The following is a 3,436-nucleotide window of genomic DNA, read 5'->3' as shown; positions in this document are numbered from 1 at the left end:
GGCTATATTTAACCAAAAAGACCGGTTTTTCATTGAAAACCGGTCTTTTTGGTTAACGAAACCTGATGAAAATACTGTTATTTTATAATTAGTTGTCAAAATAACAATAAAAAAAATTCTTTCCGTTCACCCGTTTTGCTCAGAAGCGGTCTTTAGTCAAAACCAAATTATAAACCAATAAACTATGGAGAAAATTTTATTTTACCGACGGCTGCTACTGTCTGTTTTTATTTTTTTATGGGTCGCCCAGTCTTCTTACGCGCAAGCGCAAAGTCCGGGCCTGGTAACACTCAAAAAGGCTAACATTACCTTGGCCGAGGTGTTTCAATCAATAAAACAGCAAACAGACTACACTGTTTTTTACAGTAACAGCATATTAAACGACAAAGAGCTTGTTACTGTCAACTTTCAAAATACCAGTTTGCATGATGTGTTTACGTTCCTTTTAAAAGGCAAAAAACTACGCTATGTATTGCGCGACCAGCTTATTGTAATTGAGAAAGTTGCGGCCGAAAAACCAGCCCCGGTAACTCCCAAAAAGGAGCAGGCACAAACTCCATTGTCCAAAACGGTACAAGGAACAGTTATCGACGAGAAGGGCCTTACCCTGCCTGGTGTAAGTGTTAAAGTAAAAGGTACAGGTATAGGTACTCAATCGGATGTCAACGGTAAATATTTAATTAACCTGAAGGGAACTGATAAAACCATCATCACGTTTTCATTTGTAGGATCTAAAACCCAGGAATTTGATTTAAACAACTACCAGCCATCAAATGGTACTTATGTGTTAGATGTAACCATTGGTACCGATAAAACTGCACTCGAGGAGGTTGCCGTTGTGGCATATGGTACCCAGAAAAAGTCAAGCCTGGTAAGTTCTATCACCTCCATAAGCCCCAAACAGCTTAAAGGCCCTTCAAGTAACCTTACCACCATGCTTGCCGGTGTGGTACCGGGGATGATATCGTACCAGCGCAGCGGCGAACCAGGCGCTGATAATGCCCAGTTTTTTATACGCGGTGTTGGTACCTTTGGCGCCGGTAAGGTTGACCCGCTGATTTTAATTGACGGTATCGAATCGTCAACTACAGATCTGGCCCGGTTACAACCCGATGATATTGCCGGATTTTCGGTACTTAAAGATGCAACGGCTTCATCACTATACGGTGCGCGAGGTGCAAACGGCGTAATACTGGTAACTACTAAACGTGGCGATATAGGCGCGGTTAAATTTAATATGCGCGGCGAAAATTCAACATCGTCCAACATCAAAAATATCGATTTGGCTGATAATATTACTTATATGACCCTGGCTAATGAGGCGGTGCTTACACGTAACCCATTGGGAGCCCTACCCTATTCGCAAAACAAAATAGATCATACAGCCAATGGCGATGACCCGCTGTTATATCCCAGCAATAACTGGATTAAACAGCTGATAAAAACCAAAACCAGCAACCAAAGGTTCAACATGAATGCCAATGGGGGGTCAGAAAAAGCGAGGTACTATTTAGCCATGACCTATAATATTGACAATGGTAACCTGGCCGAAAATAGCCTCAATAATTTCAGCAACAACATTAAGCTGCAATCATACTCCATTTTATCAAATACCACCTTAAACCTAACTAAAACTACAGAAGTTGTTGTTAGTTTAAAAGGACAATTTGATAGCTATCATGGTCCTATAAACGGCGGAGGGTTTACCTTTTTAAATGCCTTATGGAGCAACCCTGTAGCCTTTCCGGCTATTTACCCAAGCAATTTATTACCTTATGTAAACCACCCTCTGTTTGGTAATGCCATTATTCCCAGTGGCGGCCTGTATATCAATCCTTATGCGCAATCACTTTCAGGCTTCCAAAGCTCAAATACCAGTACTTTAACCGCCCAGTTAAATTTAAACCAAAAGTTTGATTTTATTACCCAAGGTTTATCGGCAAGGGTAATGGCATACACAACCCGCTATTCATACTTTGCGGTAACACGCCAGTATAGCCCTTATTATTATCAATCAAATATACTGAATGGGCAATTTAACGGTTTAACGTTACTTAACGATGGGTCGTCGGGAAGTATAGGCGCCACACCAACCGAGTATTTAACCTACAGCCCCGGAGGAAGTGTATCCAACGCCACTACTTATATTGAAACTGCTTTAAACTACAACCGTACATTTGCCCAGAAGCATGCCATCAGCGGTTTGTTAATTGGTACTATGCGTAATTATCTTACCGCTAATGCGCCTACGTTACAATTATCCTTGCCATCCCGCAACCAGGGAGTATCGGGCAGGTTTACTTATGGTTATGATAACCGCTACCTGTTTGAGTTTAACTTTGGTTATAATGGTTCCGAGCGTTTTGCAAGTAACCACCGTTTCGGATTTTTCCCATCAGTGGGCGCAGGCTGGGTGGTATCAAACGAAAAGTTTTTCGAACCACTCCTTTCAACTATCGATAACCTTAAATTCAGGTTCACCTATGGTTTAGTGGGTAACGACCAGATTGGATCGGCAAACGACAGATTTTTTTACCTGTCGGATGTTAACTTAAACAACGGGAGCTACGGCCAGTTTGGCACTAATTATACCTATAGCAGGCCCGGTGTGGCTACCTATCGTTATGAAAACCAAAATATTACCTGGGAGCAATCAAGGCAAACCAATATAGGTATGGATTTAACCATTGCAAAAAACTTCAATTTAACCTTAGATGCCTACGAAAACAAACGGGATAACATTTTAATGGTAAGGAGCACCATCCCTACTTCTATGGGCCTACAGGCAAATATATCATCAAACGCAGGCAAATCATCCAGCAAGGGTGTTGATGTTGCCATGGATTATAAGAAAAATTTCACCAATTCTTTCTGGATCCAATCGCGTGGAACGCTTACCTACGCTAAAAGTAAGCTGTTAAAAAACGAAGAGCCTGTATATAACGATAATTTGAAATACCTGAGCAAGATAGGTAATTCGTTAAGCCAGATTTACGGCCTTGTTGCCGAGCGCTTATTTATTGACGATGTGGATGCAGCCAACTCACCGGTACAAAGCTTTGGCGATTATAAAGCCGGAGATATTAAATACCGCGATATGAACGGGGATGGCAAAATATCCAGCTCGGATGTGGTGCCGATTGGGCACCCGCTTGTGCCCGAAATTATTTATGGCTTTGGTTTTTCCGTTGGTTATAAAAACTTTGACCTCAGCGCGTTCTTCCAGGGATCGGCCAGGTCGTCATTTATTATCAATTCCGGAGATATTTCGCCTTTTTATCTAATCAGCGGTCTGCAGCAAAACAAACTCACTTCGGGTAACCAAAGCGGCCTGCTGGGTTCAATAGCTGATGACCATTGGTCGGAAGATAACCGGAACCCTTATGCCTTTTGGCCACGTTTAAGCACCAATATACAAGGCAACAATACCCAAACC

Annotated in this window: 1 protein-coding gene; it reads left to right on the top strand. The window is 42.1% G+C overall.

Features of this window, described 5'->3' with window-relative positions; genetic code table 11:
* Positions 1–184: 184 nt before the first annotated feature.
* Positions 185–3,436, top strand: a 3,252-nt coding sequence (locus AC1DPZ_RS24235) for a TonB-dependent receptor (RefSeq protein WP_477408313.1), incomplete at its 3' end; no start/stop codon positions are given.

The organism is Mucilaginibacter sp. P4_G9, from assembly GCF_056400985.1.
The sequence above is the reverse complement of the archived record's forward strand: the minus strand, read 5'-3'. Positions and strand labels throughout refer to the sequence as shown.